This is a genomic window from Blautia sp. AF19-10LB, assembly GCF_003461245.1.
Taxonomy (GTDB): Bacteria; Bacillota; Clostridia; order Lachnospirales; family Lachnospiraceae; genus Blautia_A; species Blautia_A intestinihominis.
The window spans coordinates 1-6,419 of record NZ_QTWS01000072.1; the positions used below are offsets into that span (position 1 = coordinate 1).

Below are 6,419 nucleotides of genomic sequence, written 5' to 3' on the forward strand. Positions count from 1 at the left end.
ACTATTACCAGTTTACACCATCGGTCTTCTTAAGTCCAGCTAACCCTTGAACAGTAACGGATTATGTGGGATAATTAGCAGTTATCTATTAAATTTTTATACGATAAGAGGAATAAAATGGCAACCGTATCAGATTTTAAACGACAGTATGTTAAAGCAATTCAAGAAGGTTATGCAGCTATTTTTGCAGGAGCAGGTTTGTCCCGCCCGTCTGGTTTTGTAAATTGGAAAGAACTTTTAAGAGAACTGGCAGAAGAAATTCATTTGGATGTTGACAAAGAAACAGATCTAGTAGAAGTTGCACAATATTACTGTAATGAAAAAAGAGGCCGAAGTGAACTAAATGCTAAAATTTTAAATCGTTTTATCACTGAATCTCAAGAGAATAGTAGCATTAATTTGCTGGCTGAAATGCCTATACAAACATACTGGACAACAAATTATGACCATTTACTAGAGGATATTTTAAGAAAACATGGTAAAAGAGTAGATATTAAGATGGTGTCGCAAAATCTTTCTACTACACTATCAGAAAGCGATGCAATTGTCTATAAAATGCATGGAGATTATCTAGACCCTTCAACATGCGTGATAACGAAAGATGATTATGAACTGTACAATGAAAAAAGGCAATTATTTACTACTGCTTTACAAGGTGATTTAGTATCCAAAACTTTTCTTTTTATTGGATTTAGTTTTGAAGATCCTAATTTGAAATATATCCTCAGTAGAATCAGAAATCTTCTGGATGCAAATAGACGTACACATTATTGTCTGTTGGAAAAAATACAAAAAGAAAAATATGATGATTTAGACGAATTTTATTATGATTTAAACAAACAAGAATTACGTATACATGATTTAATGCGTTACGGTATTGAAGCAGTCTTAATAGATAATTATGTTCAGATACCCCATATATTGTCAGACATTCAAAGAGAAACTAAATGTAATAGCATTTTTATTTCAGGTGCAGCTCATGAATATGGTACAGCATGGGAATATACCGCCCCTCAGTTTATTCGAGCTTTAGTCAAAGAACTATATCAAAAACATTATAAAATTATCACAGGACATGCTCGTGGAATAGGAAGTTATGTCATCAGTGCTATTGTAGAAGAATGCCAAAATAATGTGTCGAAACTTGAAAAACACCTTATGATTAAAGCATTTCCTTATGAGGACAAGAATAGAAACGATTACAAAGAGTTAGTAACCACATATCGTGAGGGAATATTTAAAAATGCAGGCATTGCAATCTTCATGTTTGGTAATAAAATTTCCGAGAAAGGTGTAGTTTTAACGGATGGCGTTTATCAGGAATTTAAAATAGCTCAAAAAGCTAATGCATATATTATTCCGATAGGTTCTACTGGATACGTTGCAAAACAAATTTGGGATGAAGTTTGTGTACATATAAATGACTATCCTTATTTAAAATCTGAAGAATCTGTGCTTCGTGAAAGTACGGATCCCGCAAAAATAATTTGTTCCATTATGAAAATTTTATCAAGAATCCAAAAGAATTTTTAATTCTTCTAATATCACATGAAGTGAATATAATATCGAAATATATATATTATAAGTGGGTTCGTAATTTGGATTAAAGCAAAAACCTCTCAGGATATTGCTAAGATTATTTGAAATACTCATGTATTTATTGGGTTTAGAGGTAAGTGCGCTATAAACCGCATTTACCACACCCGTTATATTGCAAAGTTCGATAGTTGCAATGCGAAAATCGTATAAGAAATATTCTCTTCTCTCTAGCAGCGTTAATAACGATTCCTTGCATGGAAAAGAATATTTATATAATGAAGAATATTCTAACTTATTAGGATTCAACTCTAAAATGCGGTCTTTATAATATCTTCCTACAATTCTACATATTATTTCTATGCGATCATTATCAGCAAAATGCTTTATATCTATTTTTTCGAAAGCCCGACCTTCAAGCCATGGTATTTTCTCATAAACTATATTTTTGTCAATGTCCACATATACAGGAATAATAATCGTTTGGTCCTTTTTCTCTTTTGAATGAAATAAATTTAATTCTTCTAAAGGCCATGAACGAGTCAAAAATTCCTGATTAATAACAGCAATACAGTAAGTTGAATTAGTAACAGCCTCTTTGATTTTACTATAGATATTCTGTCCTGTAACTATTCCATTTCGATCAATCCAAACATTAAATCCAAGAGCAGATAACGATTGCATAAGTGGTATGACAAAAACGGATTTCATTTCCTTACTATGTGAGATGAAAAAATCGATATTCATATAAATACTCCAATAGTTTAATAGATAACTGCTAATTATCGTTACTGGTAAAAGCATATCATATATATTAATCCTTATATATCTGCATTGTCTTATTATACCACACTTCGCGAAGTTTTTATAATTCGGTATATCGAAACAGGCATTCTTTCTTTCGACATACTTCTACAAAAAATCTGATCCATCATAACAAATGTCTGTAACAATGCCACTCTCTTTTTTGCCCTCTCGATAGCAGAATCCTAATCTTTTAACTGTCAAAGATGGGATTTTAGCAAATATTAAAGGATTTCTACCTCAAACCTTCCAATACATTTTCGATTTTCACAATCAATGCTTCTACCGCTAAATGGTTTGTAATTTTTTCCACATTATTTTTATTATACTCTGTCAAAGAGTTTTTTAATCGTGTCAGCATTTCTATATCTGAAACATAAAAATCATTTAAATTTCCCATGTAGTATACTGCCTTAAACGCTTCAACTATTGCATATATTTCCCGTGCAGTACTCTTTTTTATTAATTTCATCAGTTTTTCCTGGTCGATATATTCCATAAAGGATTTATGCCCGAGATAATATTCTTCGCGTTCGGTACATTTTTCCAGGAATTTCTGTGCGTTTTCATATGCGTTTTCTTCTTCAATTTCTTTCTTCTCCAGAAATGCATTTCTTATTCTTCTTTTTTCTGCGATTGGATCATAGAAGAATTTAAACTTTTCTTCAACCTCTGAATCCGAAAATGATAACGGTATACGTCTTTCTTCCTGCACATTTTCATCCGTATCAATAAAGGAAAGCATTTTACTTTGAATTGCGGCAATATCGCCTTTATATAAATGATACTTCTGGAACATAATCAATAATATAAGGATATTAGAATAATCTTCGTATGCATATTTGTTTTCCTCTAATTCTTTCAGCATTTGCTTAATATAATTTCTTATTTCATCGTCCTCCATAAGTTTCCACTCATAAAGTCTGGCACAGGTCTCGCCCTGTGATTTTATAGTTTGTTTCTTATATCCCTTTTCATGTTTGCATCGTTTCTCAATATCTCTTGCCGCTTTTACTAATTCTGCTTCATCAAGATATGCATTTCTCATATATTTATTAACGAAAAAATATTCTGCTGTGTAAGTATATTTATGATTTTCAAAATGAACATATTTTTGATCTCCATAATAAGACAGATTACTTATGAGCGTTTTATTATCTCTGTCTGCGACTACTATCCAGATGCTGTATCTCAAAAAGTCGGCAACAATTTCTTCATAATACTCAGATTCATTGAAATTTTTACAGGTCACTTTATAGATTTCTTCAAACAGATCAATCCACATTGCGGCCACTCTGAGATTGTTATTCCCAGCCTCATGAAATGCATTTACTATTTTATCCATATGTTCTGTTAAGAACTGTCTGTATTTACCCTCTTCAAGATACCCTTTACTTTTTGCATTCCCCATGATCAGATCTTTTAATGATTCTTCAATTCCCGGAGTATACTTACAGGTCTTCCCAATAACTTTCTCTTTTATATCACGGTAAATATAATTTTCTGAATATAAGGTTTCGTTTAACTGTTTTAGCTCTTTCATTGTTAATTCATCCGTTGCTAAATCAGTCCTTTTGGTTTTATCTTCAGGTTTATCCCGAATCACCTTTCTTCCACCGGTTAATATTGTCTGATATTTTTGCTCAACATTTATATTCGCATAAGTTTTCCCTATATTGTCCTCGTCTGCCAGAATAATCACTTTGCAATTGCAATGTTCTATCAGATTATTTATGTAGCCAAACACTTCACTGATGGATATGCTGCATCTTTCCAGATCATCGAAGCATATTACCAGATCTTTTACTTCAATTGTCGTACTTAGTTCGTTTAATTTTTCCAGATCCATTGAAACAGCACCTGCTGAAAACGAAAATGCTCTGCTTGCAGCCCCTAAAATCCCCGATACTGCCTTTACTCCTTTTCTTACTATATCGTTTCCGTTGGCTTTTGCATAAATCAAGTAGTTAGATAGTAATTGTTTTGACAATGCCTCAATAGAGTTCATTCCATACAGTGAGATATAAATGTTTGTCTTTCTGTTATTTTTTCCAACTTCTAAGGCCGATATGGCATCAGCCAGATAGTTTTCGTATAGAAAGGTTTTTCCACAGCCCCACACACCGCTGATCAGTAATGCATATCGGGCATTTTCATTTTTTATATAGCTTTCTACTACCTGTTGTATCTCTTGTTTGTTCATCGGTCTTTGTCCTCTTTATCTTTCCATATTGTTTAATAGATTTTAACATACAATCAAGGGCAGCATCCCCAAAATCAGACACTGCCCTTAAATACTATTTCGTTTTAATATTCTCTACTCCTTGCGGTACAGAAAAGCAGGCCTTCCTCTCTGCCGGAAAATATGCTGTTATAAAGTTTCCGGTCTGATATCATCTGTTTACTCCAGCAGTCTTCCCTCCCGATACGACCATTCCAGATAATCGGGATTCTGATAATACAGGTCTGTATTGAAATCGGATATTTCATCACTGATAAAGGACGAGAAAATTTTCATCAGTTCTTTTACTTCTTCTCCCTTTTTTGCACAGTCTTCGATCATGATACTGTAAAGCTTTCCAATATCCAGGAAACTCGGTATGGAGTAATTGCAACCCGAAATGGTATCAAAATCTCCCTGATGTATTTTATAGTACTCGATTACTTCATCGCTGACCTGCTCAAAACTGAGACAATGATTTACTTCCGCATCATATAAAAGCTTTTCTATCCCTGCCTCGCCAATCGCACTTACAATATCGCCACGATGATTTCTGGTTTCGCGTGCAATATACTCAATCAACGCACATACATAAAAATAGTCATTCCGTTCCTTTTCGTTCATATTTTACCTCGCTCTTTATAAAATGCAGACAATCAAGTGCAGAAAGTGTATGAAAGCTAATCTGGTGAGTCGGATGTCTGAATTCTGCCAGTACCCAAAACTGTCTTCTGCTTATGCGTCCTGTCAAAAAATCGTTCACATAATTCCATACTGTATCATTTGCCATCGGACCTTCTACAATATCATATGTATGAGTTTTACCACTCCGGCATTGTGCAATAAAATCAAGCCAATCATCTGATATTTCTGGGAATCTCAGTATTTTTAATTCTTCATTCGGTTCATAATCATAGTAATTAATTATTGGCTCGCCAATACCTCGATTTGCCCAGCGAATAGCCTGCTTCATATTATTCGTACAATAAAATCCCCACGAAAAATCTTTTGTATATTTTGCTTTTCGTATCTCTGGGTATGTGACGATTTCTTTACTTGCATGATACAATTCCATTTGTTTACACCTCACAATTTGTCAAAAAATCCTGTTAGCATGAAATTTTTTTGTATAATTTTCGTAATGCAATAAATAAAAACAGTCAAATACTGAATTTTATTACATTTCCTGGATATATTCTAGTATACTATATTTATATGGAAAGAACAAATATTGTCTTTTACAGCGTCAGCAAAAAAATCATCCTAATTCCACTTCTGCACCAACTATACTTTTCGGAATTTCCGTAACAATCCAGGGCCATTTTTTATGTAAAACAATTTCTTTAACGACTTCAGCACTTGGATGATGATATCTATTTTTATATCCTACTGAAATGACAAATTCTGCGTCTATATTAAGTAATTTCGAATTAAAACTACGCCTGGATCCATGATGTGGAATTTGAACACATCCGATATATTTCAAATATGGCTCATATGCTTCCTCTAATTGCTTCCATTTTTCCTTTCCTGATGCGTCATAATCCCCCATAAACAGACAACCTGATTTTTTATAGTAACAATGAATATAACCATATAATTCTGGGTTGTAAATATATTGACGTACATTATCAGTACACGCTCCTGAAAATAATGTCATCGAATTTGTATTAAAATCACCGGGAACCTTCTTATATATTGCGTTTAATTTTTCTTTATTTTTTTTGAAAAAATTTTCATCTATAGCATCAGAAAGAGAAATTTTTTCCTTTTTTAATTCTTCTTTTATAATCCCAATTTGCAAATTCCGGCTCATCTGACCACGCATTCCGCTAAGAGCAGATCAGTCTTTCCGGAT

At 33.1% G+C, this 6,419-nt stretch carries 6 protein-coding genes; 1 reads left to right on the plus strand and 5 read right to left on the minus strand.

Annotated features, from left to right (window positions below):
• The first annotated feature begins 117 nt into the window (after nt 1-117).
• Entirely contained in the window at nt 118-1,533 is a 1,416-nt protein-coding gene (locus tag DWX28_RS18820) for an SIR2 family protein (protein ID WP_118254679.1), read from the plus strand.
• On the opposite strand, the gene DWX28_RS18825 is transcribed toward DWX28_RS18820, so the two are convergent.
• The 5 genes from DWX28_RS18825 to DWX28_RS18845 all read right to left on the minus strand — a co-directional run bounded on the left by DWX28_RS18825 (nt 1,510) and on the right by DWX28_RS18845 (nt 6,389).
• Complete coding sequence (locus DWX28_RS18825) at nt 1,510-2,283, minus strand: toll/interleukin-1 receptor domain-containing protein (RefSeq protein ID WP_158565350.1); 774 nt, start codon at nt 2,281-2,283, stop codon at nt 1,510-1,512. The genes DWX28_RS18820 and DWX28_RS18825 overlap by 24 nt on opposite strands.
• Nucleotides 2,284-2,575: 292 nt before the next feature.
• Nucleotides 2,576-4,543, minus strand: coding sequence for a P-loop NTPase fold protein (locus DWX28_RS18830; protein ID WP_118254683.1), 1,968 nt, complete (start codon nt 4,541-4,543; stop codon nt 2,576-2,578).
• 198 nt (nt 4,544-4,741) lie between these two features.
• A complete protein-coding gene (locus DWX28_RS18835; RefSeq protein WP_118254686.1) occupies nt 4,742-5,185 on the minus strand; it encodes a hypothetical protein in 444 nt (147 codons plus the stop codon).
• Entirely contained in the window at nt 5,163-5,636 is a 474-nt protein-coding gene (locus DWX28_RS18840) for a DUF3990 domain-containing protein (RefSeq protein ID WP_118254688.1), read from the minus strand. Before DWX28_RS18840 ends, DWX28_RS18835 begins: the two co-directional genes overlap by 23 nt.
• A 183-nt stretch (nt 5,637-5,819) precedes the next feature.
• Nucleotides 5,820-6,389: a hypothetical protein gene (locus DWX28_RS18845; protein ID WP_118254690.1), complete on the minus strand. Its 570-nt coding sequence runs from the start codon at nt 6,387-6,389 to the stop codon at nt 5,820-5,822.
• Nucleotides 6,390-6,419 lie beyond the last annotated feature (30 nt).

Bases quoted from the DNA above. Each gene is read 5' to 3' on its own strand.
- DWX28_RS18845 (WP_118254690.1), bottom strand. From the start codon at position 6,389: ATGCGTGGTCAGATGAGCCGGAATTTGCAAATTGGGATTATAAAAGAA.
- DWX28_RS18830 (WP_118254683.1), bottom strand. From the start codon at position 4,543: ATGAACAAACAAGAGATACAACAGGTAGTAGAAAGCTATATAAAAAAT.
- DWX28_RS18840 (WP_118254688.1), bottom strand. From the start codon at position 5,636: ATGGAATTGTATCATGCAAGTAAAGAAATCGTCACATACCCAGAGATA.
- DWX28_RS18835 (WP_118254686.1), bottom strand. From the start codon at position 5,185: ATGAACGAAAAGGAACGGAATGACTATTTTTATGTATGTGCGTTGATT.
- DWX28_RS18820 (WP_118254679.1), top strand. From the start codon at position 118: ATGGCAACCGTATCAGATTTTAAACGACAGTATGTTAAAGCAATTCAA.
- DWX28_RS18825 (WP_158565350.1), bottom strand. From the start codon at position 2,283: ATGAATATCGATTTTTTCATCTCACATAGTAAGGAAATGAAATCCGTT.